The following is a 24,567-nucleotide window of genomic DNA, read 5'->3' as shown; positions in this document are numbered from 1 at the left end:
GGGGGAGAGGATCGCAGCTTCGACGATTGGCGCCAACCTGGCGGCCGGCTATCCTCTCCCCCGGGCAGGGGGAGAGGTGGCCCGAAGGGCCGGTGAGGGGGTGCTGCCTCCGCGTATCGCCGCAGGCGAGGAGGGGAGGATCACTTATCCAAGCAAACAGTGCCAAGAGGCTGCCCGATGAGCCTGTCGGCCACACCCCTGCCGGCCCCAGCCTTCGGCCTCTACAACTACCTCGTCTGCCTGAAGGGCGTGCTGATCCGCGAGGGGCTGCGCTTCCTCAACCAGCGCGAACGTTTCATCTCCTCGCTGGTGCGGCCGCTGCTGTGGCTGTTCATCTTCGCCGCAGGCTTCCGCCAGGTGCTCGGCGTGTCGATCATCCCGCCCTACAAGACCTACGTGCTCTATGAGGTCTACATCACGCCGGGCCTGTGCGGCATGATCCTTTTGTTTTCCGGCATGCAGTCGTCGCTGTCGATGGTCTACGACCGCGAGATGGGCAACATGCGCACGCTGCTGGTCAGCCCCTTCCCGCGTTGGTTCCTGCTGGTGTCGAAACTGCTCGCCGGCGTCGTCGTGTCGCTGGCGCAGGTCTACGTCTTCCTCGCCATCGCCTGGTTCTGGGACGTCAAGGCGCCTCCGATCGGCTACCTAATGGTGCTGCCGGCGCTGTTCCTGGGCGGGCTAATGCTCGGCGCGCTCGGGTTACTGCTGTCGTCCGTCATCAAGCAGCTCGAAAACTTTGCCGGCGTCATGAACTTCGTGATTTTTCCGATGTATTTCGCCTCGCCGGCGCTCTACCCGCTGTGGCGCGTGCAGGAATCGAGCCCCCTGCTCCACAAGATCTGCCAGCTCAATCCCTTCACCTACGCGGTCGAATTGATCCGCTTCGCTTTCTACGGCCAGATCGAATGGACCTCGCTGGCGGTGGTGATCGGCTTCACGGTGGTTTTCCTCGGCGCGGCAATCATCGCCTACGACCCGTCGCGCGGACTAGTCATCCGCAAACAGGATACGGGAGGAAACGGCTGATGAGGATGGTTATGATGTTCCGCGCAATCTCCGCCGCCTTGCTGGCCGGTTGCTTCACGACGCAGGCCCTGGCGGCCCAGAACCAGGACCCCGACTGGCCCTGCATCCAGCGAAAAGTGCCGGAACTGTCGCTCGGCCAGATCTGGAACGGACCCGAATTGCCGGCCTCCGCTGCCGAGTGGTCGAAGGATGACGATATCGAGACGCTGGTGCGCGAACTGGCGGCGCGGCGCGTACCGATCGGTGAGGCGGAGCAGGAGGTCCGCGATTTCGCCGCCGCGCTGCCGAAGCACAAGGCACAGGAGCAACTCGCAAAGCTGTTTCAGGGCTTGTTCGACCACATGAATGGCGAGCGCGCGCAGGTGATGTCCGGCATCGGCCGCTACGCGCGTAACCAGATCCAATTGGCGGAACGGCTGCGCAAGGAAGGCTCGGAGGTCGACGCCATGCGTGCCAAGGCGGATGCCGACCCCGGCGAGATCGCGCGGCAGACCGACCGGCTGGTCTTCGAAACCCGCATCTTCGAGGAACGCGTGCAGTCGCTGACCTATGTCTGCGAAGTACCGACGCTGATCGAGCAGCGGCTCTATGCGTTGGCCAAGGTGGTGGCGGAAGAGATGAAGGGAAAGTAGGTCCTTCAGGATTCGCCTCGGGAACAGTTCACTTCTATCTCCTTGCGCCAACCTGTTCGTGGCCGAGGCCTTGTTGATCATTTTTTTTTGCCGTCACCGGCAAAACTTTGAAGAGGCGCGCAAAAATCGCTTCGCCTTTTTTCGCGCAAGTTCGAGAGGGCGCAGCGATTCCATTACCACGACATCAAGAATGTCGCGAATGAACCATACCTCCCGGACAACCACTTGATGTGCCTTAGAGAGATGGCGCGGGCGGCAATGGAAAATAATCCTCTATACTTACGCTCCTTCTACCTTCTGTTTTCCCATCCGCGGACAGATGATCTTGTAGATTATTGCGGCAAGACGACCAGTTTCATATAATATCCATTGACATCCTTTATATATTGATTTAATCTTTGCAAGTTTTCATTAAAATTGGAGCGAGAGAGGCAAATTATGCAGAGCATAATCGACGTCCCATCCAATGTAAGTGATCATGTCCGTGATATTCGCCGATCTGGCGTCAGGACTATCTTCCGATACTACAATCATCGCAACAGTACGCGCCTTCCGACCAAACGCATTGAACCTGCGGAGGCGGAGGCCGTAACGGAAGCCGGGATGTCCCTGGCCGTCGTCTTTCAGCAGCGCGGCGGAGCGGAGGGCCATATCGAGGACCTGGACCGCGAAAACGGTCTGGCGGACGCAAGGCGAGCCCTGGAATTGGCCCAGCAACTGGGGCAGCCGCATGGCTCGGCGATTTATTTCGCCGTCGATCACGACTACTTCCGGAATTCGGAGATCGCACGGATCAAGCCTTACTTCCAGGCGGTCAGAGAGACCATCAACGGTGCATACCGGGTGGGCTGCTACGGTTCTGGTACTGTCGGAGGGGCCATGGTCCGCGCCGGCTTCGTCGACCTGATCTGGCTCGCCGGCGCGACCGGCTGGTCGGGTACCCGCGACATGCTCGAAACCGATGCCTGGGCGCTGTTTCAGAAAGAACTGCATAAAACCTGGCCGGGCGGAGCATTCACCTACGACGGCAACGTGCTCAATCCGCGTTTCAACGATTTCGGCCAGTTCACCTTGGGTGCAGCGCTCGCAGGGGAGCGCCCGGTGCCGGCGACGACCATCATGACCGTCATCGCCAGGTCGGGCCTTAAGGTCCGCCGCGGTCCCGGCACCGAGTTCGACGAGGTCAGGACCCTGCCTTTCGGAACGCTGGTGACCGCACTGAGCCGGAACGGAAGCTGGGTGCGCGTCGACCTGGAAAGCGACGGTGCGGCCGACGGTTTCATGCACGGCGATTTTCTCAAGATCACGTCGGGAGGCTTCTCGGACGATCCTGGCACCAGCGGCAACCGACGCCCGATCGACGTGGCGCGCGAAGAACTTGCGCGTGACGTCAGGGAGGTTCCGGGGTCTGGAAGCAATCCCAGGATCGTTATGTACCATGCCACGACCAGCACCGGCGCCGCAGGAGACGAGGTGGCGTGGTGCTCGTCCTTCATGAACTATTGCGTCGAGCAGGCGGGCATGACCGGCACCAACAGCAAATGGGCCATGTCGTGGCACGAAATGGACTGGGGCGCCGAGGTGACCAACAATCCGAGAGATGGCGACATCGTTGTCTTTCGTCGCCGTAACGGCTCGGCCAGCGGCCCGGTCGCCGGAGGTCACGTCGCATTCTGGCTGTCGGAGACGACTAGCCATGTGTCCATTCTCGGCGGCAATCAAAGCAATCGGGTACGGATATCCAGCTATCCCAAGCGAGGGATGATGGGTGGCCAGTTCTACGAGATCCTGTCGATCCGGCGGCCTTGAACTCGCAAGCCTCCGGCTTCAGACGGCAACGTGACCATCCCGAGACGCCTTTGACGTCTCGGGATGTTGCCTTGAAGGTTTGGCCGGCTATTACCTCAGGCCGTCCGGATAAAGCTTCCCCAGCAGCGGCAGGTACATTGCGCCCTTGCGCATCAAAAAATCGTGGAACGTCTGCATGGCCGGCGAGACCGCCCGGTCGGCGCGCATCACGCCAAACCATTGCCGGCGGATCGGCATGCCGGCGACGTCGAGCACCACCAGCCGGCCCCACTCCACCTCCGCCGCGATGGTGTGGGCGGAGATGAAGGCGATGCCCAGCCCGGCCATGACCGCCTGCTTGATGGTCTCGTTCGACCCCATCTCGACGCCCAGATCGTCGATGCGGCCGGGAATCTCGCTGAAAAAGATCTCCAGCGAGATGCGCGTGCCGGAGCCCGGCTCGCGGATCAGGAAATGTTCTTCCGCGATGCGTTCCTTGGAAATGTCGCGCACTGTCGCCAGCGGATGGTCGGGCGGCGCGACGATCACCAGCGGATGGTCGCCGAAGGCCGAGGCGCGCACCGGCACATCCTTGGTCGGGCGGCCCATCAGCACGACATCGACGTCGTGGTTCTTCAGGTTGGCGATGGTCTCGGCGCGGTTGCCGATCAGCAGCCGCATGTCGATGTCGGGATATTCCTTCATAAAGGCCGCCATCAGCCGCGGGGCGAAATATTTTGCCGTAGACACCACGCCCAGCCGCAGGCTGCCGGCGCGCAGGCCTTTTATGGCGTCGACCTGATCCTCGAGCATGCGCAGCCGCTCGTCGATCACGCGCGCGGTCTCAACGAAAGCCAGTCCTGCGGCAGTGGGACGCATGCCGTCCGTCGTGCGGTCGAACAGCGCCAGCCCGATTTCCTCCTCCAGTTGCCGCAACTGGATCGTCACCGCCGGGGGCGAGAGGCCCAAAGCATTGGCGGCATTGACGATTTTACCGCTGGAAACGATCGCCTGGACGGCGCGCAGATGCTTGAGGGTGAGGCTTCGCATGGCGCATGCTAAGGGATATTTAGTCCGAAAGTAAAGTTATTAAAGTTTACTTATCCCATACCGCCTGTTGTCATCCGCATGCCGGCCAAGAGGAGGTCGGCGGTCCGGGAGGACAATTAGATGACTGCGGCAACGCTCGACGCGTTTCTCAATTCCTATGCGGGAACCGAAAGCCCGATCCGTGCGGCTGTAGCCGAGACGGTGCGGCAACTGGTGCAGGCCGCCACCACCGTGCGCGGCACAATCAACCAGGGCGTGCTCGGCCACGCCTTCGCCGGCGCCCGCGGCAGCGCCAATGCCGGCGGCGACGAGCAGAAGGATCTGGACGTCTTCGCCGACGACATTTTTCTGAACGCCATGCGCCATGCACCCGTGGCTCTCTATGCCTCGGAGGAACTGGACCAGCCGGTGCTGCTCGACGCGGCCGCCCCGCTTGCCATCGCTATCGACCCTTTAGACGGCTCCTCCAACATCGACGTCAACGTCTCGATCGGAACGATTTTCTCGCTCCTCCCTGCGACTGGCGCGCCGGACCAAAATCCGGCCGCCTCCTTTTTCCAGGCGGGATCGAAGCAGCTAGCGGCCGGCTTCTTCATCTACGGCCCGCAATTCGCGCTGGTGCTGACGCTGGGCAGCGGCACCCACATCTTCGTGCCGTCGCCGCGGCTCGGCACCTTCGTGCAGGCCTATGAGAGCCGGGCGATCCCGGAGCGCACCCAGGAATTCGCCATCAACGCTGCCAACTACCGGCACTGGGACGAGGCCGTGCGGCTCTATGTCGACGACTGCATGAAGGGCAGCGACGGCCCGCGCGACAAGGATTTCAACATGCGCTGGATCGCCTCGCTGGTGGCCGACTGCTATCGCATCCTGATGCGCGGCGGCGTCTATCTCTACCCCGGCGACCGGCGCAAGGGTTACGGCAATGGCCGGCTGCGGCTGGTCTACGAGGCGAACCCCATCGCCCTGCTCATCGAGCAGGCCGGCGGCGCCGCCTCCGACACGGTGGGCCGCATCCTCGATATCGAGCCGGATAGCCTGCACCAGCGCATTCCGCTGGTGTTCGGGTCGGCGCGCGAGGTGCAGCGCATCGGCCGTTACCACACCGAGCCGTCGAGCATCGGCGAACGCGCGCCGCTGTTCGGCAATCGCGGCCTGTTCCGCGCCTGAGGACCGGTCCCATGTCGGCAAAACACCCCATCATCTCGATCACCGGTTCGTCCGGTGCTGGCACGACCTCGGTCAAGCGCATCTTCGAGCAGATTTTCCGCCGCGAGAAGATCGAGGCGGCGTTCATCGAGGGCGACGCCTTCCACCGCTACGACCGTAACGGCATGAAGGAAAAGGTCGCGGAGGAGGAGAAGAAGGGCAATCCCAACTTCACACATTTCAACGCCGAGGCCAACGAACTGGCCATCCTCGAAAGCGTGTTCGAGGAATATGGTCGGCGCGGCAGCGGCAAGACCCGCACCTACATCCACGACGACGAGGAGGCCAAGCTCTACGGCACGCCCCCGGGCACTTTCACCGACTGGCGTGAATTTCCGGCCAGTGACCTGCTGTTCTACGAGGGGCTGCATGGCTGCGCCGTCACCGGCGAGATCGACCTGGCCAAGCACGCCGACCTCAAGATTGGCGTCGTGCCGGTCATCAATCTCGAATGGATCCAGAAGATCCATCGCGACCGGGCGACGCGCGGCTATTCGACGGAGGCGGTGGTGGACGTGATCCTGCGCCGCATGCCCGACTATGTCCGCTACATCGTTCCTCAATTCGCCCTGACCAACATCAATTTCCAGCGCGTGCCGATCGTCGACACGTCGAACCCGTTCATCGCCCGCTGGATACCGACGCCGGACGAATCGATGCTGGTCATCCGCTTCGCCAATCCGCGCGGCATCGATTTTCCCTACCTGCTGTCGATGATCCACGACTCGTTCATGTCGCGGCCGAATTCCATCGTCGTGCCGGGCAACAAGCTGGATCTTGCCATGCAGCTCATCCTGACGCCGCTGATCCTGCAGCTCATCGAGCGCAAGCGGCGGGTTTCGTGAGGAGGAGGTGATGATGCTGTTGTTTTTGCCGAGGGTTTTCACCCCCACCCCTAACCCCTCCCCACAAGGGGGAGGGGGACCAGGTCGCCGCCTTCCGAGCCGCAACCTTCAGGGACTGGTGCCAATAAGCGTTGCCGCAAAGTCCCCCTCCCCCTTGTGGGGAGGGGTTAGGGGTGGGGGTGCCTTCACTCACGACCGCCACTTCGGGAGGAACTCATGAGCCAGGCCGCGATCAAGCAGACGCAGGCACCCGCCGTCTCCGAGCGCGACATGGCCAACGCCATCCGCGCACTCGCCATGGACGCCGTGCAGAAGGCGAATTCCGGCCATCCCGGCATGCCGATGGGCATGGCCGATGTGGCGACGGTGCTGTTCAACCGTTTCATTGCCATCGATCCATCCCGGCCGGACTGGCCCGACCGCGACCGCTTCGTGTTGTCGGCCGGCCACGGCTCGATGCTGCAATACGCGCTGCACCATCTGGTCGGCTACGAGGACATGCCGATCGAGCAGTTGAAAAGCTTCCGCCAGCTCGGCAGCCGCACCGCCGGCCATCCGGAATTCGGCCATGCGCTGGGCATCGAGACCACCACCGGGCCGCTCGGCCAGGGCATTTCGACCGCCGTCGGCATGGCGCTGGCGGAGCGCATGCTGGCCGCCCGCCACGGAGCCGACCTCGTCGATCATTTCACCTACGTGATCGCCGGCGACGGCTGCCTGCAGGAGGGCATTTCGCACGAGGCGATCGACCTCGCCGGGCATCTAGGCCTCAACAGGCTGATCGTGTTCTGGGACGACAATTCGATTTCCATCGACGGCCCGACCTCCCTCTCCACGTCGATGGACCAGCCGGCCCGCTTCCGGGCGGCCGGCTGGGCGGTTTTTTCGGTCGACGGCCACGACGCGGAAGCGGTGGCCGAGGCGATCGAACAGGCGCGGCGTTCGGAAAAGCCGTCGCTGATCGCTTGCAAGACGGTAATTGGCAAAGGCGCGCCGAACCTCGGCGGCTCAGAGAAGACTCACGGCGCGCCCCTGGGCGATGCGGAAATCGCCGCCACCCGCGAAAACATCGGCTGGCCGCATGCGCCGTTCGAGGTGCCGGACGAGATCGTCGCCGCCTGGCGCGAGGTTGCCACGCGCGGCCGCGCGGTGCGGCGCGCCTGGGAACTTCGGCTGTCGGCCTCGCCGCAGGCAAAAGCCTTCGAGGAGGCCATCCCCGCAAAACTGCCCGACAGCCTGGTCGAAGCGTTGACTGCCTTCCGCAAAGAGCATGTCGAGAAGGCGACAAAAGTCGCGACGCGAAAGGCATCTGAAATGGCGCTGGGCGTCATCAACGCGGCAACGGAGCTGACCGTCGGCGGCTCGGCCGACCTCACCCATTCGAACCTGACGCTGACCAAGGGCCTCGGCCGTATCGCGCCCAACGATTTTGCCGGCCGCTACGTCCACTACGGCATCCGCGAGCACGGCATGGCGGCTGCGATGAACGGCATCGCGCTGCATGGCGGCTTCATTCCCTACGGAGGGACATTCCTGTGCTTCACCGACTATGCGCGCGGCGCGATGCGGCTTTCGGCGCTGATGGGCCAGCGCGTCATCTATGTCATGACGCACGACTCCATCGGCCTCGGCGAGGACGGCCCGACGCACCAGCCGGTCGAGCATCTGGCGATGCTGCGGGCGACGCCGAACATCGACGTCTTCCGCCCCTGCGACATCGTCGAGACGGCCGAGTGCTGGGAACTGGCGCTGCAATCGGAGAACCGGCCGAGCGTGCTGGTGCTGTCGCGCCAGAATCTTCCCATGCTGCGGCTGGCGCACACGGCCGAAAACCGCGCAGCGCGCGGCGCCTATCTGCTGCGCGAGCCCGCCGGCCGGCGCGACCTGACGCTGATCGCCACCGGCTCGGAGGTCGAGATCGCGGTCACGGCGGCTGAAATCCTCCACGCCGATCATGGCCTTGCTGCCGCGGTCGTCTCGATGCCGTGCTGGGAACTGTTCGAGGAGCAGGACGCCGATTACCGCCGCGCCGTGCTCGGGGACGCACCGCGCGTCGCGGTGGAAGCGGCCGCGCGCATGGGCTGGGACCGCTGGATCGGCGGCACCGGCGCCTTCGTCGGCATGACCGGTTTCGGCGCCAGCGCGCCGGCTCCAGACCTCTACAAACATTTCGGCATCACGCCCGAAGCGGTCGCGGCGACCGCGCTGAAACTCATCTGAGGAGACTGGCCATGTATGGCGGTGAAACTGGAATTGGACGCCCCTCCCCGAAACAGCCCGAGCCCGTCGCCAAGCCGGACGGCGAGCGCAAGGATGCCGGCAAGCCGGGCGATCACACAACACAGAACACGAACGGAAGGGACTGAACCGCCATGGCAAAAATCACGCTGCGCCAGTTGCTCGACCACGCCGCCGAACATGGCTACGGCGTGCCGGCCTTCAACATCAACAACATGGAACAGGGTCTTGCCATCATGGAGGCGGCGAAGGCCTGCGACGCGCCGGTGATCATCCAGGCGTCGCGCGGCGCCCGCTCCTACGCTAACGACATCATGCTGTCGAAAATGATGGACGCGTTGGTCGATATCTATCCGTCGATCCCGCTCTGCATTCACCAGGACCACGGCAACAATGAAGCCACCTGCATGTCCGCCATCCGCCACGGCTTCACCTCGGTGATGATGGACGGCTCGCTCGAGGCCGACGCCAAGACGCCGGCCAGCTACGACTACAATGTCGCCGTCACCGAGCGCGTGGCGCGCATGGCGCACTGGGTCGGCGCCTCGGTCGAGGGCGAACTCGGCGTGCTGGGCTCGCTGGAGAGCGGTCACGGCGAGGCCGAGGACGGCCACGGCGCGGAAGGTGCGCTGTCGCACGACCAGTTGCTCACCGACCCCGACCAGGCCGTCGATTTCGTGCTGCGCACAAAGGTCGACGCGCTGGCGATCGCCTGCGGCACCTCGCACGGCGCCTACAAGTTCACGCGCAAGCCGGACGGCGACATTCTCGCCATGCGCGTCATCGAGGAGATCCACGAAAAACTGCCGAACACGCATCTGGTCATGCACGGCTCATCCTCGGTGCCGCAGGAGTTGCAGGACGTCATCAACCGCTATGGCGGCGAGATGCCCCAGACCTATGGCGTGCCGGTGGACGAGATCGTGCGCGGCATCCGCCACGGCGTGCGCAAGGTCAACATCGACACCGACTGCCGCATGGCCATGACCGGCCAGTTCCGCAAGATCGCGTCGGAGACTCCTGGGGAATTCGACCCGCGCAAATTTTTGAAACCGGCGATGGACGCCATGCGCGACCTCTGCCGCGACCGGTTCGAGCGCTTCGGCACGGCCGGCAATGCTTCGAAGATCAAGGTGGTCCCGCTCGACGAGATGGCGAAACGCTATGCCGCCGGAAAGCTCGACCCGCTGATCGCCACCGCCAAAGCCGCCTGACAAGCGGTCCAACAAGAAAGAAAGGACCCAGTCCAATGGCCAGCAAGTCGCAAACCGTCACCGGCGCCGCCCGCTACAGATCCGGCGTCATGGAATACAAGAAGATGGGCTATTGGGAGCCCGACTACGAGCCGAAGGACACCGACGTCATCGCACTCTTCCGCATCACGCCGCAGGACGGCGTGGACGAGATCGAGGCGGCGGCGGCCGTCGCGGGCGAAAGCTCGACCGCCACCTGGACCGTGGTGTGGACCGACCGCCTGACGGCGACCGAAAAATACCGCGCGAAAGCCTACCGGGTCGACCCGGTGCCCAACGCGCCGGGACAGTTCTTCGCCTACATCGCCTATGACCTCGACCTGTTCGAGCCTGGCTCGATCGCCAATTTGACGGCATCGATCATCGGCAACGTCTTCGGCTTCAAGCCGTTGAAGGCGCTTCGGCTCGAGGACATGCGCCTGCCCGTCGCCTATGTGAAGACGTTCCAGGGGCCGGCGACCGGCATCGTGGTCGAGCGCGAACGGCTCGACAAGTTCGGCCGCCCGCTGCTCGGCGCCACCGTCAAGCCGAAACTCGGCCTATCGGGCCGTAACTACGGCCGCGTGGTCTACGAGGCGCTTAAGGGCGGGCTCGACTTCACCAAGGACGATGAGAACATTAACTCGCAGCCCTTCATGCATTGGCGCGAGCGTTTTCTCTACTGCATGGAGGCCGTCAACAAGGCGCAGGCCGAGACCGGCGAGATCAAGGGCACCTATCTCAACGTCACCGCCGCCACCATGGAGGACATGTACGAGCGCGCCGAGTTCGGCAAGGAACTCGGCTCCAACATCGTCATGATCGACCTGGTCATCGGCTACACCGCGATCCAGTCGATGGCGAAATGGGCGCGCCGCAACGACATGATCCTGCACCTGCACCGCGCCGGCCACTCGACCTATACGAGGCAGAAGAGCCACGGCGTCTCCTTCCGTGTCATTGCCAAATGGATGCGGCTCGCCGGCGTCGACCACATCCATGCCGGCACGGTGGTCGGCAAGCTGGAGGGCGACCCGGCGACGACCAAGGGCTACTACGACATCTGCCGCGAGGACTTTAACCCGATGAAGCTGGAGAACGGCGTGTTCTTCGACCAGCATTGGGCTTCGCTCAACAAGCTGATGCCGGTGGCCTCGGGCGGCATCCATGCCGGCCAGATGCACCAGTTGATCGACCTGCTCGGCGAGGATACCGTGCTGCAGTTCGGCGGCGGCACCATCGGCCACCCGATGGGCATCCAGGCCGGCGCCACCGCCAACCGCGTCGCGCTGGAGGCGATGATCTTCGCGCGCAATTCCGGGCGCGACTATCTGCGCGAAGGGCCGGAGATTCTTGCCGAAGCCGCCCGCCACTGCCTACCTCTGAAGCAGGCGCTGGATATCTGGAAGGACGTGACCTTCAACTACGCCTCCACCGACTCGCCGGACTTCGTGCCGGTGGCGACCGCGGCGGAATAAGTCATGATGATCGTGCTGCTCGCCGTCGCGGTTACCCTTTGCGTCACCGTCTTTCTGATGGTGTCGGAGAGACATCCCGACGGCCGGCGCCTCACGCTCGCCCTTCCCCCGCAAGCAGGGCGAGGCGGCCGTCAGCGCCGCGGCCGGCGGCCGCCTCCCCGTCCACAGGACGCCGGCAGGCGGATGAGGGCGGCACCAAATCTTTGAACAATGGAGAACGACCCATGCGCATCACCCAGGGAGCATTCTCGTTCCTGCCCGACCTGACCGACGACCAGATCCGCTCGCAGGTGCAGTACTGCATCGACAATCAATGGGCGGTCAGCCTCGAATTCACCGACGACCCGCATCCCCGCAACACCTATTGGGACATGTGGGGCCATCCGATGTTCGACAATCCCGACGCGGCGGCGCTCATCATGGAACTGCGGGAATGCAGAAAAGTCTATGGCGACCGCTACATCCGCGTCGTCGCCTTCGATTCCAGCCATGGCTGGGAATCGGTGAAGCTTTCCTTCATCGTCAACCGCCCCGGGGAAGAACCGGGCTTCCGACTGGCGCGGCAGGAGACCGCCGGCCGCGTGGTGCGCTACACGACGACGCCTTATGCGGCCGATCGTCCCGCGGGAAACAGGTACGCGAGCTAGCGCCCACCCTCCCCCTTGTGGGGAGGGTCGACCGCGCAGCGGTCGGGGTGGGGGTAGCGCGTTCTATCGAGACCCCGTCTCAGAGTTTTCGCTTCGCTCAATCTCTTCGCCGACCCTCCCCACAAGGGGGAGGGTGAAGGAGTTGCCATGTCCGCCCTTGCCGAAGCCGACCCGGAAGCCGTCCCCACCGCCATCGATCTGCGCGAGGAGTTCGAATCCTCCGGCGTCAAGGGCGTTCTGGCCGAGCTCGACCGCGACCTGATCGGCCTTGCGCCGGTCAAGAAGCGCATCCGCGAGACGGCCGCCCTGCTGCTGGTCGAGCGCGCGCGCAAGCGCATGGGCCTCGCCCACGAGACGCCGACGCTGCATATGAGTTTCACCGGCAATCCCGGCACCGGCAAGACCACCGTGGCGCTGCGCATGGCCAACCTGCTGCACCGGCTGGGCTATATCCGAAAGGGCCACCTCGTATCAGTCACGCGCGACGATCTCGTCGGCCAGTACATCGGCCACACCGCGCCGAAGACCAAGGAAATCCTGAAGAAGGCGATGGGCGGCGTGCTGTTCATCGACGAGGCCTATTACCTCTACCGGCCGGAGAACGAACGCGACTACGGCCAGGAGGCGATCGAAATCCTGCTGCAGGTGATGGAGAACCAGCGCGACGACTTGGTGGTCATCCTCGCCGGCTACGCGCAGCGTATGGACCGGTTCTTCGAGAGCAATCCGGGATTTCGGTCACGGATTGCGCATCACATCGATTTTCCCGATTATACGGACGATGAACTGTTCCGCATCGCCGAAAGCATGCTCGGCCATCAGAACTACCACCTCGACAAGCCCGCCGCCGAAGCGATGACCGCCTATATCGAAAAACGCCGCACGCAGCCGCATTTCGCCAACGCCCGCTCGATCCGCAACGCGCTCGACCGGGCGCGGCTGAGGCAGGCGAATCGCCTGTTCGAGACCTCGACTGGGCCGCTTAATGCCGAGGCGCTGTCGACAATCTCGGCGGAAGACATAAAAGCAAGCAGGGTGTTTTCCATGCCCGGCAACAAGGCGTCCGGCCTTGGGAAAGGTGACCAATGAAGACGATCATCGCCCCCTCAATCCTGTCCGCCGATTTCTCGCGGCTCGGCGACGAGGTCGAGACGGTCGTCAGGGCCGGCGCCGACTGGGTGCATCTCGACGTCATGGACGGCCATTTCGTGCCCAACATCACCTTCGGTCCTCCGGTGGTGAAAGCGATCCGCAACCGCACCGACAAGGTGTTCGACTGCCACCTGATGATCTCGCCGGCCGATCCTTATATCGCCGCCTTCGCCGAGGCCGGCGCCGACGTCATCACCGTGCATGCCGAGGCCGGCCCGCATCTCCACCGCTCGCTGCAGACGGTAAAGCACCTCGGCAAGAAGGCGGGCGTCTCGCTCAATCCGGCGACGCCGGTGGCGGCCATCGAGAACGTGCTCGACCAGCTCGACCTGATCCTGGTGATGACCGTCAACCCGGGTTTCGGCGGTCAGGCGTTCATCCCGGAAATGCTGGAGAAGATCGCGAGGGTAAAGGCGCTGATCGGACGACGGCCGATCCACATCGAGGTCGACGGCGGCATCGCGCCGGACACCGCGCCGCTGGTGGCGAAAGCCGGCGCCGATGTGCTGGTCGCCGGCTCGGCGGTGTTCAAGGGCGGCACCGAGGCCGCCTACCGCGCCAACATCGAGGCAATCCGCAGCGCGGCAGACGGAGTTTTGAGCAAGGCGGCGTGAATCTTAGTTGAAATTATGGGAGCAGCCCCCACTTCGGGCCGAAGGGTCGGAGCGAGGGCGCTCGCCGCGCGAGAAAACATAGTTTCGTGGCCGGTCTGGACGCCAGTCAATGAATGACCGCAAGGAGAAACCATGGACGCCAGCACGCCGAAGCCGATACGGATGCCAAAGGCGATCCTGTTCGACCTCGATGGCACGCTGGTTGATTCCGCGCCCGACATAGCCGCTGCCGTCAACGAGTTGCTGGCCGCCTCGCATCTGCCGCCGCTGTTGGTGGTGCAGGTCACGGCCATGATCGGCGGCGGCGTGCGAAAACTGGTGGAGCGCGCCTTCGCCGCCTCCGGAGCACCGCTGCTCGGCGCTGCGCTGGATCAGGCGGAGCGCGACATGGCCCCGATCTATCTGCGCCATCTCACCCAGCTGACGCGGCTCCTGCCCGGCGCACGCGAAGCAATCGTGCATTTCCACGGCGCCCGGATCCCGATGGCGGTGGCCACCAACAAGCCGCAGGTGGCGGCCCGCACCATCCTGCTGCATTTCGGCCTGTTCGAGCGGCTCGGCGCGCTGGTCGGCGGCGATGCCGTCACCGCCAAGAAGCCGGCGCCGGACGCGCTTCTGCTGGCGCTGGAGCGGCTGGGCGTCGGCCCGCAGGACGCGCTGATGGTCGGCGACAGCATTTCCGACGTGCGCGCGGCCCGCGCCGCCGGCATGCCTGTCGCACTGATCCGCGGTGGCTACACGGAAACGCCGGTCGAGCAACTCGGCGCCGACCTCGTCTGCGGCAGCCTGTTCGATCTTCCCGCAGCGCTTTCGCGGCTTCCTGCGCCCGTGTGAAGCAAGCCGGCTTCGATCAGGGGAACTGCTTCAGATAAGCGATCACATTGGCGATGTCGGCATCGTCCTTGAGGCCGGGGAACGCCATCTTGGTGCCCTTCACCATGGCTTTGGGATTCTTGAGATAGGTGGTGAGCGTCGCGTCGTCCCAGACAACGCCGCCCTCTCCCTCTGCCGTCATCGCCGGCGAATACTTGAATCCTTCATGGGTGCCGGCTTTTCGTCCGATCAGGCCTTTCAGGCCCGGACCGACCCTGTTCTGGTCGGAATCGGCGACGTGGCAGGCCTTGCATTTGGCAAAGACCTTTTCGCCGGCCGCGGCATCCTGCGCCGACGAATGGCCGGTCGCCAGAGCCACAAGGCCCATGGCGGTCAAAACTGCGGTATAGCGCATGGCGATTCCTCTTCGATCCTCAAAGTGCCCTGAGTGACCTGCGCCGAAGCTAGATGCGACCTGTCATATGTCAACCGTACAATGGTCCAACGCTGCGGCGCTTCGTGGACGCGCGAAGTCTATTACGGCCTGCTTTCGTCTTTATTGACGCTCCACGGCCGAACGCGTAGCTTTTCGAAAATTTCCCGCTCGGCACCTGCGGGAAGCGATGTCTAGCCGGTCCACGGCCCCGAATTTGGGACGCCGCGTTTCGGCGGGACATCCGGTTTCGCGTGGCGGGAGGTGCTTTCATGGATATGGTCGATCTCATCCTGACGGTCTGTCTGGTGACCAACCCGGCAACCTGTCACGACGAGCATTTGTATTTCGAGCGGCGCGGCGGACTGCTGCAATGCACGATGCTGGCGCCGCCCGAGATCGCCAAATGGTCGGAGGAACATCCGAAACTGAAGGTCGTGCGCTGGAAATGCGCCATTCCTGAAAAAGGCCAAGCGATCTGATGCGCGGGCGAGTCCACCTTGAACCTCGTGGGGGGCGCCGATGAATATCTCCCGGCGCCACACGCTCCTGATCGCCGCAGTCGGCGCAGCCGCACTCGCCGGCCGGGTTCGCGGCGCCGCGTCCGCCGCTCCAAGAATCCGCATCGGCGTGCTGAAATTCGGCACGGTCAGTTGGGAACTCGACACGCTGAAACACCACCAGTTCGACGCTGAGAACGGCATCGATATCGAAGTGGTGCCCTTCGCCGGCGAGGACGCCACCAATGTCGCCATGCTGGCCGGTGACATCGACATGATCGTGTCGGACTGGCTGTGGGTGTCGCGGCTGCGCTCGGAGGGCAACGACCTGACGCTCGCGCCATACTCCACGGCGGTTGGTGCGATCATGGTGAAACAGGATTCGCCGATCCAGGCGCTGCCCGACCTCGCGGGAAAAAAACTCGGTGTCGCCGGTGGGCCGCTCGACAAGAGCTGGCTGCTGATCCAGGCGCTGGCCAGCCGAGACCACGGCATCGACCTTCCGTCCGCCTGCGAAGTCGCCTATGGCGCACCGCCGCTGCTGGCGGAAAAGGCAATGGCCGGCGAACTCGATGCCGTGCTGAATTTCTGGCATTTCTGCGCCCGGCTGGAGGCCAACGGTTTCCGACGGCTGGTGGGCGCCAACGACGCGGCGCTGGCGCTCGGCGCCTCCGGGCCGGTGTCGGCGCTGGGCTACGTCTTCCATGAGAAATGGGCAGGTGGAAATCTGGAGGCGGCGCGCGGTTTCGTCAAAGCCTCGGCTGACGCCAAGGCGCTGCTGGCGAAGTCCGACGAGGAATGGCTGCGGCTGGCGCCGCTGGTGCGGGCCGAGGGCAAGGAACTGGAAAAACTGCGCGACCGCTATCGCGAGGGCATTCCGACCCGACCGGTCGCGGACGAGATGGCGGACGCCGCGAAACTCTATCACGTGCTGGCCGAGATCGGCGGCGAGAAGCTGGTCGGCAAGGCGGCCGAAATGGCGCCCGGCACCTACTGGGCGGACCTTGTGAAATGACGGCCGAGCAGGCCGGCGCACCCGGCGGCTCTGCCGGCAAACCATCGGTCCCCGCCGGTGCGGCAGCGGCGCTCACGCTTGCGCTGACGGTCGCCGTCTCGCTGCTCGGACTCGGGCTGCTGTGGGCGCTTGCCGCAACGATCTGGCCGAACCGCGCCTTTCCTCCTCCTTCCGCCGTCTGGCAGGTGTTCATCCACGACACGGTGAGCGGCGAGTTGCCTTTCCATCTCGGCATGACGCTGCTGCGCGTCGCGGCGGCCTTTGTGCTCGCCATGGTGGTCGGCACCGTCATCGGCATCCTGCTCGGCAGCTACCGCCGCGCCGACCGGTTCTTCAACCCCTGGGTCATCCTGTTCCTCAACGTGCCGGCGCTGGTCGTCATCGTGCTCGCCTATATCTGGTTCGGGCTGAACGAGGTGGCGGCCGTCGGCGCGGTGGCTGTCAACAAGATCCCCAACGTCGTCGTCACCTTGCGCGAGGGCACGCGGGCGCTCGATCCGCGTTATGCGGAAATGGCGGCGGTCTACCGCTTCGGCCCGCTGGAGCGCATCCGCCACATCCTGCTGCCGCAACTGCAGCCATACATCGCCGCCGCCTCACGCTCCGGCATCGCGCTGATCTGGAAGATCGTGCTGGTGGTCGAACTGCTCGGCCGCTCCAACGGCGTCGGTTTTCAGATCTACCTCTATTTCCAGCTCTTCAACGTCGCCGCCATCCTCGCCTACACGCTGGCCTTCGTGGCGGTGATGCTCTTGATCGAACTGCTGCTGGTGCAGCCTTTCGAGCGGCACGCGACCCGCTGGCGCCGGCGGCCGGCTTAGCAAAATGCTGTATTTGGGCCCGGAAGCGGAAGACGAAACGGAAGGCGAGGCCAAAGCTAGCGCAAAACCCTCGCTCAGCGTCGACATCGCCGACAAGACCTTCGTGTCCGCCGACGGCGTATCGCTGCCGGCCCTGAAAGACCTGTCCTTCGAAGTGCGTGCCGGCGAGTTCGCCTGCCTGCTCGGGCCCTCAGGTTGCGGCAAGACGACGACCTTGCGCATCCTGCTCGGCCTCGACCGCAACTTTTCCGGCTCCTTCCGCCTGCCGGAAGGCGGCCGCATTGCCGCCGTGTTCCAGGAGCCGACGCTGTTGCCGTGGCGCAGCGTCGAGGACAATGTGCGGCTTGCCCTGCCCAAGCCGCTGCGCGGCAAGGACCTCACGCCGTTGTTCGACACGCTCGGCCTGTCGGCAATGCGAAAGCTTTTTCCGGGCGAACTTTCGCTCGGTCTTGCCCGGCGCGCGGCGCTCGCGCGCGCCTTCGCCACCGAGCCCGACATCCTGTTCCTCGACGAACCCTTCGTGTCGCTCGACGAGCCGACCGCCGGTCGGCTGCGCCACCTGCTGCTCTCCGTCTGGTCGGCGCGGCCAACGACGGCGCTGATGGTCACCCACAACCTGCGCGAGGCGCTGATGCTCAGCGACCGCATCATTGTCCTGTCCGAGCGCCCGGCCCATGTCGTCGGCTATTTCGACGTCAGGCTGCCGCGCGAAAATCGCAATCCGACGGTCATGGGCGACCTCGTGCGGTCGTTCTACGAAAAGTTTCCGGGCAAGGCCTGATGCACGCCGCCCCCATCGATCCGCTGCGCCGCAGGCTCGTCGCGGGTTTCGCTTGCCTTGGCGCAAGCGCTGCCCTGCTGCCCTGCTGCCCGCCACGGGCGCTTGCCGCCGAAAATCTCGACCTCATGATCAAGGCGGTCGCCGACGGCGTCTTCGCCTTCCAGGGCGTCAACGAGCTGTTGGCGCCGGAAAACCGGGGCACCATCGCCAATATCGGCGCGGTCGTGGGCGAGGAGGCGGTCGCCGTCATCGACAGCGGCGGCAGCCTCGTCGAGGGGCAGGCTTTCCTGGCTGCGATCAAGCAAATCACCGGAAAACCGGTCCGCTATCTGATCAACACCCACATGCATCCCGACCACATTTTTGGCAACGCGGCCTTCCGCCCGACAGGGGCGACCATCGTCGGCCACCGCAACCTGCCGGCGGCGCTGGAAGCGCGCGCCGCCTTCTACCTGCACAGTTTTCGCGAGCAGCTCGGCGAAGAGCTTATGCGAGGCGTCGAGATCATCCCGCCGACGCTGCTGGTCGAGGACAGGCTCGACCTCGACCTTGGCGGCCGCAGCCTCGAATTGCGCGCCTGGAAGGCCGCGCACACCGACAATGATCTGACCGTGTTCGACAGCAAGACAAAGACCTTGTTCACCGGCGACCTCGTCTTTCTAAACCATCTGCCGACGCTCGACGGCTCGCTGCTCGGCTGGATGCGCCAGTTGAACGACCTCGCGGCGGTTGACGCCACCGTGGTCGTGCCCGGCCACGGGCCGGTGCCGTCGGCCTGGCCGCAAGCCCTCGACGCGGAGCGTCGTTATTTCGAGGTTCTGGCGGGCGATCTGCGCAAGGCCATCAAGGACGGCGTGCCACTCGCCAAGGCGGTCGAGACTGCCGGTCTCTCCGAGCGCGAAAACTGGGCGCTGTTCGACGACTACAACGGGCGGAATGCGACAGCGGCCTATGCGGAACTGGAGTGGGAGTAGCGGGTGTCGACACCCCAAAGCGCTATTTCCCCTCCACACCCTCTCCCTCATACACCGGCTCGCCATCAATCAGCGTGACCAGCACTTTTCCGCCAGAAATCTCCGTCGCCGGTATTTTGGTCACGTCGCGGTCGAGCACCACCACGTCGGCGCGCTTGCCGACCGTCAGCGTACCGGACTCCGCCTCGTCGAAGGCCGCATAGGCGCCGTTCACCGTATACGCGCGCAGCATGTCCATCACGTCCAGTCTATGCTGCGGCGTCAGCACCTTGCCGGTGGGATCGGCGATGTCCTGCCGCGTCACGCCGGTCTGGATCGCCTCCAGCGGGTTCATCGACGACACGCTCCAGTCGCTGGAGCCGACGATGGTCGCGCCCGCCTGCTTCAGCGCTCCGAACGGATAGAGCCATTCCGAGCGTTTCGGCCCGATCTTCGGCTGGGTCAGGTCGACGATGTAGGTGTCGGGATAGGCCCACAGCGCCTGGATGTTGGCGACCACGGCGAGCGGCTTGAAGCGCGAAATGTCGGCCGGGTCGACCAGTTCCAGATGTGTGATCTGGTGGCGGCTGTCGCGCTTGCCGTTGGCCTTTTCGGCTGCCTCGTAGGCATTGAGCGCCATGCGCACCGCACGGTCGCCGATGGCATGGGAATGAAGCTGCAAGCCGGCTTTGTCGGCGGCAACCGCGATGCCGTTCAACTGCTCGGGCGTGAACAGCGGATCACCGGCCGAATTCGAGCCGACATAGGCCTCCAGCAGCGCCGCCGTGCCGGTCTCGATCACGCCGTCGACGAAGAGTTTTATCGACGTCACCTCCAGATGCGGCGAGGCGTATTCGTTCTTGAGCTTCAGCACCCGACCGACGCCGGCCGCGCCCTCTTCGGCGTCGATCTTCACCGCCGCCTCGACGCGCAGCTTCAATTTGTCGGCCGCGTCGGCGCGCTGGTAGCCTTTCAGCATCCACTCTTCCGCCGACGGGTCGATGATCGCGGTGATGCCAAAACTCATCGCCTCGGCCTGGCCCTTCGCCAGCCCGGCGTCGACCTGCTCGTCCGGATAATTTGGCAGCAGGCCGGAAACCAGGCTCATGGCGTTCTCGCGCAGCATGCCGGTCGGATTGCCCTCGGCGTCGCGCTCGATGCGCCCGCCCTCCGGATCCTTGGTATTGGCGTCGATGCCGGCAAGCTTCAGCGCCGCCGAATTCGCCCAGCCGGAATGGCCGTCGACATCGTCGAAATAGGCCGGCCGGTCGCCGGTGATCTCGTCCAGCGCCTTGGCCGAAGGCTCCTTGTAGACGGCGACGCTCCAGCCGCCACCGCGCAGCCAGGCGTCCTTTGGCAGCTTCGCCATCGCCGGCTCGATCGCGGCGCGCAGGCCGGCGCTGTCGGCGACATCGGTCAGGCTGATATCCTCGGCCTGCGTCGCGCTCCAGATCAAATGGTTGTGGTCATCCTGGAAACCCGGCAGCACCAGCGCGCCGGCTGGCAGGTCATAAACCTTTGCACCCTTCAGGAACGGCTCCACGTCGGCATCCGACCCCACCGCCGCGATCTTCCCGTCGACCAGAGCAATCGCCTGCGCCTCGGGTTTGGCGTCATCCATGGTGAGCACGCGCGCGCCGCGCAGCACTACGGCCTGCCCGTCGGCGAAGGCTGCCGCCGCGCCGAGCGGCACGGCGAGGCAGGCGAGAACAAGGCTTGCCTTTCGCGGTATTCTTTTCACGGCCGTCCTCCCTGACGCGACGCTCTCCGGCGCTGGGCCAAGGTGGCAAGCCACATAGGAACCGTCAAGGCGGGCGCTAAGCCTCCGTTGGTGAAAGGCAACGTGGCACGGTGAAGCCGCTCTTGCTCCTGAATATGCGAATGCGGAGCGTGCGGTGCGACGAGAAACAAGGTATCGCTCGGCGATGGCCCATATCATTACCGGCATCGTCGCAAGCACGCTCACATTCAAAGCGCTGGGTCCGATCTTCGGCGAGGACAAACCCGTGATGCTCGCACAGGGTATGGCGTTCATTCCGCTCGATGACCAGAACCTTGACGAAATTCTCGGACACACCTCGGAGGAAACCATTGCGACCTTCCAATATCTCACGCCGGCGCTGAACGCGTTTCTACGGAGTGCGTCGCGGTCCGGGTGTATCGCCTATATCGAGACCGAATATCATGGCGGACAGGGCTTTCAGGCGGCTGCCGTCTATGACAGGAGCGCAGTCGTGCTTGAGCCGGAAATGGCGGAAGAGGATGTCATCAATCGCGCGCTGAACTTGCTCGGCGTTCGCATCGACAAACGCCAGCACGACGCCTTCGACGCTATCCGTCTGGGTGAATACCGCAGTAACCAGGATTTCAGGATCGAGGCCAGCCGGCCGGCCGCCGGCTAACCTGCGATGATAGAATCGATGCAAGGGTCGCTGGAAGCATGCAGAGTGTCAGGGAGCGCGTTACATTGGGCGTCCAGGAAGGCGGGCCGACATCCCGGGGCATTATTGAGCCGTACTGGATGGGTCTGCGCCGCAGACTGGCGCGAAGCTTTCCCGATTGGGACAGTGTCCAAGGCCTTGAGGTCGGCTTCGTGCTGCGGATCGACGGAGACATCTCATACTGGAATAAATCCGGCCCGGACAATGTACGTTTCTACAAGAAACAGAAAGAGATTACGCTGGACCTTTTCATGCCAAGATCGGCCTGGGATGGCGCAGAAGGGGCGCAAATTGAGAGTTTCCTCAAGGACGTGACCAGGCGAGGTTTCGAATTGGTGATCTCAAGGCTAAGGAAGGAAAATATCTTGACGGACGAAGTGGAGTATCGCCGGCGGATCGATGAAGCATTGAAAGGGTCTTTGATCCAAGCGTAGGAAGAAACTTTACACTCCAATCGTGAGCCGCTTCACGCACCCCTGATTTGCCAACCGCCCCGCCGAGGCATAATATCCCTCGCAGCCTGGGCACCACCTTTCCTTTCTCGGTGGAGGCATCGATGCGATTTCACACTCTCGCGGACCGGCGTTCCGGCTCCCGCTGGCTTTCCTTGCTTGCGGCGATCGTGCTGGCGCTTGCCGGCTTCTCTGGTGGCGCCAAGGCACAGCAAACCATGGCCTCGTCCGACAAGATCTGGGCCGGCCTCAAGGGCGACGTGTTCGGCGACCGCGCCATCCTGGCCGACACCGGGCTTGTCCGCATCGAGGCGCCGAAGCGCGCGCAGGACGCCGCACTTGTGCCGGTCGACATCTATATCGACCCGGCCAAGGCGCCGGACGGCGTGAAAGCGGTGACCATGATCATCGACGTGAACCCCGCGCCCGTCGCCGCAACCTTCACCTTCGGCAAGGATGCCGGCGTGACGCACCTGTCGACGCGCGTCAGGGTCAATGATTATTCCTACATCCGCGCCATTGCCGAGACGGCGAGCGGCGAACTCCATATGACACAGACCTTCGTCAAGGCGTCCGGCGGCTGCTCGGCGCCCGCCGTCAAGAACACAGCGGAGGCGCTGGCCTCGATGGGCAAGATGAAGCTGCGCCAGTTCCCCGAGCAGGAGACGATGTCGAAGGCCGAGGAGTTGCAGCTCATGATCCGCCACCCCAACAATTCCGGGTTGCAGCGCGATCCGCTGACGCAATATTTCATCCCGGCGCATTTCGTCCAGAAGCTGACGATCTCGCAGGCCGACCGGCCGATCCTGTCGATGGAAGGCGGCATCTCGATCTCCGAGGATCCCAACTTCCGCTTCGATTTCGACGTTCAGGGCAATGGCGAGATCCGCGTCGAAGCGGTTGATACGGACGGCAAGGTGTTCAAGGACCAGTGGCCGCTGGAGGCGACGGGGCTGTGAAGTGACCACTGCTAGGCTTGATTCAGTCCCGATCTCTACCCTTCCCCGGTTCGTTTTTTTCGGGCCGGCGACTGACAAGTCGGGAGATAGCCGCTTACGCACTCTCTTCCCACATCCAAAGCGGAGCAGGAATTCTAAGCCGATTTTGTAGTTTCGCTTCCGAGGCATGGATTCCCGACACTCTCCGCTCCCTTCGGTCGCTCACGAGGTCGGGAATGACGACATCACTAATGCCATAGCCAATCGTCAACGTTGGCGACTAGCGGAAGCGGCCTTGTCACTGTCGTCATTCCCGACCTCGTGAGCGAGCAAAGCGAGCGGAGAGTGTCGGGAATCCAGGCCTCGGACTCGACGAGATCAAAGCCGGTTCAGAACATTCCCGGCGAGCGCCCTTTCTACCTTCGCCAAGGCACGCGGCAAGATTGCGAGAGACGGAAAATCGGCAAAGCAAAGCCGAGTGCACCCCGCCCTCAAAAACACCTGACATCCGCTTCCGCCTGCGCCCGCCGCAGTTCCGAGCCGGCGGCCTTGGCGGGCGCGCTGTTGCGGAACAGGCCGCTGGCCTCGCCGCTCATCTGCGCCATGCGCCGGAACGTCTCGGCCCGCTCGTAATCCTCATAAGGCATGATCGAGGCGATCACGTCGATCGAGCAAGAGCAGCGCTCCAGCGCATCGCGCGTCTGGCCGTTCGACTGCATGCAGCCGAGCACATAGTCGGCCAGCGCCGTCGTCGGATAGTCGCCAGCGGCCTTCGCCGGGGCTGCCAGGGCTCCGGCCATAAGGAGCGATAGGACAGGGAGTTTCGCTGACCGGATCATGAGATCGACCTCCGCATTGTCTTGCCGCCGAAGCGCCCGATCGAGGCGGCGGCGGCATCAAATTTGCGCCGCGAAGGCGGACCACCCCGGCGGATACCGATCATGTGGGCGGGATAGGACGAAAGCATATTGGACCAAAGGAGGAATGCGTTGCATAGCAGCGAAAGCCTCTTGTGGAGGCATTTTTCGTTCGCCTGTGGCGGTCTGTCCGACATGTTTTTCCTATGCATCGAACTATCCGTGGTCGGGTTTGAAGCCGTCACGCTGACAGGCGGGCGCCAGCCGAAATAGGCTTGAAGAAGCCAGTTTAGTATTGGCTGGCGATAAGCTCAAACCTCACTTCCGATATACACATTTGCCACGAGAGAGACGGCAAATACTAAATCATTAGTCGATTTCTAGATTTGTTCCTTTCCCTTCGCCTCATATCGAGCGGTATATTGCACTGCAACATAGACAACCGGGTTTTTGCTTGCCTGCTGTACCCAAATGACATAGGTTTTCCGTGTTTCCGGCTTCAAGGGCGTCACCGTCATAGGGAGCGGTGGCCGTCTTTCGTAGGCCAAGCGGATGGGCAGTAACGGTGCCCTCTGTTCATTGGCTTAGGTCGTGACACGCTGCCGGAAATACTTCCCACTACTAGAATCGCTTGGGCGAGCCCTTGTGG

24 protein-coding genes are annotated in these 24,567 nt (G+C 63.8%); 20 read left to right on the top strand and 4 right to left on the bottom strand.

The window, feature by feature from the left end:
- The first annotated feature begins 177 nt into the window (after window positions 1–177).
- The 3 genes from ACH196_RS32145 to ACH196_RS32135 all read left to right on the top strand — a co-directional run bounded on the left by ACH196_RS32145 (window position 178) and on the right by ACH196_RS32135 (window position 3,470).
- Window positions 178–1,029: an ABC transporter permease gene (locus tag ACH196_RS32145; RefSeq protein ID WP_396650924.1), complete on the top strand. Its 852-nt coding sequence runs from the start codon at window positions 178–180 to the stop codon at window positions 1,027–1,029.
- Entirely contained in the window at window positions 1,029–1,661 is a 633-nt protein-coding gene (locus ACH196_RS32140; protein ID WP_396650923.1) for a hypothetical protein, read from the top strand. The genes ACH196_RS32145 and ACH196_RS32140 overlap by 1 nt, the downstream gene beginning before the upstream one ends.
- Before the next feature lie 438 nt (window positions 1,662–2,099).
- The gene (locus ACH196_RS32135) at window positions 2,100–3,470 is read left to right on the top strand and encodes a TIGR02594 family protein (RefSeq protein WP_396650925.1); all 1,371 of its coding nucleotides are present in this window, start codon (window positions 2,100–2,102) and stop codon (window positions 3,468–3,470) included.
- 90 nt (window positions 3,471–3,560) lie between these two features.
- Here the strand turns inward: ACH196_RS32135 and ACH196_RS32130 are convergent, their stop codons facing one another.
- Entirely contained in the window at window positions 3,561–4,499 is a 939-nt protein-coding gene (locus tag ACH196_RS32130; RefSeq protein WP_396650922.1) for a LysR family transcriptional regulator, read from the bottom strand.
- A gap of 120 nt (window positions 4,500–4,619) precedes the next feature.
- Here ACH196_RS32130 and ACH196_RS32125 point away from each other — a divergent pair, with 120 nt between their 5' ends.
- The 9 genes from ACH196_RS32125 to gph all read left to right on the top strand — a co-directional run bounded on the left by ACH196_RS32125 (window position 4,620) and on the right by gph (window position 14,748).
- The gene (locus ACH196_RS32125) at window positions 4,620–5,669 is read left to right on the top strand and encodes a class 1 fructose-bisphosphatase (RefSeq protein ID WP_396650921.1); all 1,050 of its coding nucleotides are present in this window, start codon (window positions 4,620–4,622) and stop codon (window positions 5,667–5,669) included.
- Between the two features lie 11 nt (window positions 5,670–5,680).
- On the top strand, window positions 5,681–6,553 hold the full coding sequence (locus ACH196_RS32120) for a phosphoribulokinase (RefSeq protein ID WP_396650920.1): 873 nt from the start codon (window positions 5,681–5,683) through the stop codon (window positions 6,551–6,553).
- A 216-nt stretch (window positions 6,554–6,769) separates the two neighbouring features.
- Window positions 6,770–8,773, top strand: coding sequence for a transketolase (tkt, locus tag ACH196_RS32115; protein ID WP_396650919.1), 2,004 nt, complete (start codon window positions 6,770–6,772; stop codon window positions 8,771–8,773).
- A gap of 152 nt (window positions 8,774–8,925) precedes the next feature.
- Complete coding sequence (gene fba / locus ACH196_RS32110; RefSeq protein ID WP_396650918.1) at window positions 8,926–10,005, top strand: class II fructose-bisphosphate aldolase; 1,080 nt, start codon at window positions 8,926–8,928, stop codon at window positions 10,003–10,005.
- Window positions 10,006–10,040: 35 nt separating this feature from the next.
- Window positions 10,041–11,501 carry a form I ribulose bisphosphate carboxylase large subunit gene (locus ACH196_RS32105; protein WP_396650917.1) on the top strand — a complete coding sequence of 487 codons (1,461 nt, stop codon included), beginning with the start codon at window positions 10,041–10,043 and terminating at the stop codon, window positions 11,499–11,501.
- 224 nt (window positions 11,502–11,725) lie between these two features.
- Window positions 11,726–12,148 carry a ribulose bisphosphate carboxylase small subunit gene (locus tag ACH196_RS32100; protein WP_396650916.1) on the top strand — a complete coding sequence of 141 codons (423 nt, stop codon included), beginning with the start codon at window positions 11,726–11,728 and terminating at the stop codon, window positions 12,146–12,148.
- A gap of 147 nt (window positions 12,149–12,295) precedes the next feature.
- Window positions 12,296–13,237, top strand: a complete 942-nt coding sequence (gene cbbX, locus ACH196_RS32095) for a CbbX protein (protein ID WP_396650915.1) — start codon at window positions 12,296–12,298, stop codon at window positions 13,235–13,237.
- On the top strand, window positions 13,234–13,914 hold the full coding sequence (gene rpe, locus ACH196_RS32090; protein ID WP_396650914.1) for a ribulose-phosphate 3-epimerase: 681 nt from the start codon (window positions 13,234–13,236) through the stop codon (window positions 13,912–13,914). The genes cbbX and rpe overlap by 4 nt, the downstream gene beginning before the upstream one ends.
- A gap of 132 nt (window positions 13,915–14,046) precedes the next feature.
- Complete coding sequence (gph, locus tag ACH196_RS32085) at window positions 14,047–14,748, top strand: phosphoglycolate phosphatase (RefSeq protein WP_396650913.1); 702 nt, start codon at window positions 14,047–14,049, stop codon at window positions 14,746–14,748.
- Window positions 14,749–14,764: 16 nt separating this feature from the next.
- Here gph and ACH196_RS32080 read toward each other — a convergent pair whose 3' ends face one another.
- Window positions 14,765–15,142: a c-type cytochrome gene (locus ACH196_RS32080; protein WP_396650912.1), complete on the bottom strand. Its 378-nt coding sequence runs from the start codon at window positions 15,140–15,142 to the stop codon at window positions 14,765–14,767.
- Between the two features lie 290 nt (window positions 15,143–15,432).
- Between ACH196_RS32080 and ACH196_RS32075 the strand changes: the two genes are divergently transcribed.
- From ACH196_RS32075 to ACH196_RS32055, 5 genes are read left to right on the top strand one after another with little or no spacing between them, the layout of a single operon-like run.
- A complete protein-coding gene (locus ACH196_RS32075) occupies window positions 15,433–15,642 on the top strand; it encodes a hypothetical protein (RefSeq protein ID WP_396650911.1) in 210 nt (69 codons plus the stop codon).
- A gap of 40 nt (window positions 15,643–15,682) precedes the next feature.
- Window positions 15,683–16,675 (top strand): ABC transporter substrate-binding protein, encoded by a 993-nt coding sequence (locus tag ACH196_RS32070; RefSeq protein ID WP_396650910.1) that lies wholly within the window; start codon window positions 15,683–15,685, stop codon window positions 16,673–16,675.
- Window positions 16,672–17,496 carry an ABC transporter permease gene (locus tag ACH196_RS32065; RefSeq protein WP_396650909.1) on the top strand — a complete coding sequence of 275 codons (825 nt, stop codon included), beginning with the start codon at window positions 16,672–16,674 and terminating at the stop codon, window positions 17,494–17,496. The genes ACH196_RS32070 and ACH196_RS32065 overlap by 4 nt, the downstream gene beginning before the upstream one ends.
- A gap of 4 nt (window positions 17,497–17,500) precedes the next feature.
- Window positions 17,501–18,277 carry an ABC transporter ATP-binding protein gene (locus tag ACH196_RS32060; RefSeq protein WP_396650908.1) on the top strand — a complete coding sequence of 259 codons (777 nt, stop codon included), beginning with the start codon at window positions 17,501–17,503 and terminating at the stop codon, window positions 18,275–18,277.
- Window positions 18,277–19,251, top strand: a complete 975-nt coding sequence (locus ACH196_RS32055) for a quinoprotein relay system zinc metallohydrolase 2 (protein ID WP_396650907.1) — start codon at window positions 18,277–18,279, stop codon at window positions 19,249–19,251. Before ACH196_RS32060 ends, ACH196_RS32055 begins: the two co-directional genes overlap by 1 nt.
- Before the next feature lie 22 nt (window positions 19,252–19,273).
- Here ACH196_RS32055 and ACH196_RS32050 read toward each other — a convergent pair whose 3' ends face one another.
- On the bottom strand, window positions 19,274–20,971 hold the full coding sequence (locus ACH196_RS32050) for an amidohydrolase (RefSeq protein WP_396650906.1): 1,698 nt from the start codon (window positions 20,969–20,971) through the stop codon (window positions 19,274–19,276).
- Window positions 20,972–21,155: 184 nt separating this feature from the next.
- Here ACH196_RS32050 and ACH196_RS32045 point away from each other — a divergent pair, with 184 nt between their 5' ends.
- The 3 genes from ACH196_RS32045 (at window position 21,156) to ACH196_RS32035 (ending at window position 23,082) form a co-directional block, all read left to right on the top strand.
- Window positions 21,156–21,632 (top strand): hypothetical protein, encoded by a 477-nt coding sequence (locus ACH196_RS32045; RefSeq protein WP_396650905.1) that lies wholly within the window; start codon window positions 21,156–21,158, stop codon window positions 21,630–21,632.
- 65 nt (window positions 21,633–21,697) lie between these two features.
- On the top strand, window positions 21,698–22,105 hold the full coding sequence (locus ACH196_RS32040) for a hypothetical protein (RefSeq protein ID WP_396650904.1): 408 nt from the start codon (window positions 21,698–21,700) through the stop codon (window positions 22,103–22,105).
- 122 nt (window positions 22,106–22,227) lie between these two features.
- Window positions 22,228–23,082, top strand: coding sequence for a quinoprotein dehydrogenase-associated SoxYZ-like carrier (locus ACH196_RS32035; RefSeq protein WP_396650903.1), 855 nt, complete (start codon window positions 22,228–22,230; stop codon window positions 23,080–23,082).
- A gap of 470 nt (window positions 23,083–23,552) precedes the next feature.
- On the opposite strand, the gene ACH196_RS32030 is transcribed toward ACH196_RS32035, so the two are convergent.
- Entirely contained in the window at window positions 23,553–23,900 is a 348-nt protein-coding gene (locus ACH196_RS32030; RefSeq protein WP_396650902.1) for a hypothetical protein, read from the bottom strand.
- Window positions 23,901–24,567: the final 667 nt, after the last annotated feature.

Source organism: Mesorhizobium sp. IMUNJ 23232 (genome assembly GCF_044326205.1).
GTDB lineage: Bacteria > Pseudomonadota > Alphaproteobacteria > Rhizobiales > Rhizobiaceae > Kumtagia.
Note: the sequence above shows the minus strand (reverse complement) of the source record. Positions and strands in the feature narration are given on the sequence as shown.